General features: G+C 40.0%; 1 protein-coding gene. It reads left to right on the top strand.

Annotation, left to right across the window (positions count from 1 at the left end; translation table 11 throughout):
- Positions 1-205, top strand: a 205-nt coding sequence (locus AC1DWA_RS33575) for a hypothetical protein (protein WP_477917846.1), incomplete at its 5' end; no start/stop codon positions are given.
- Positions 206-413 lie beyond the last annotated feature (208 nt).

Genomic DNA, 413 nt, shown 5'->3' with positions numbered 1-413 from the left:
TCTTATTGTCTTCAAAATAAAAGCAGAAAATGGAAGGGTGGAAAAAATGGGAGAACTTTTTTGGATGATTTTGTTCGGAGCGTGTATTTGGGTGCCACTAATTTGGAATAAAATTGCGATTGGCAAGCGCATCGCACACGAAGAAAAGAAAGCAGGACGTGATTTAACAGGGGAAATCAATCCGTTTACCGGAGGAAGAATGTAAATAGGCGTAAAAAAAAGCTGTGACAAAAGTATTTTCGTTGAAAGAAGATCCGAATGATGAATTGAGATTCTTAATGCGGAATCAACTTCGTTCGGTTTTTTTATTAGTATGGTGAACGTAGGTGTCATGTATATAGTAGTTTCTAGCTGTTGATTGGAGGACAAGACGAAGACTCCTGCCGCCCGCGGAAATCGAAGCCTTGCATGGA

The sequence above is a fragment of the Rhodococcus sp. P4_F3_2 genome, assembly GCF_056401335.1.
This window is presented reverse-complemented; position numbering and strand designations above follow the sequence as displayed.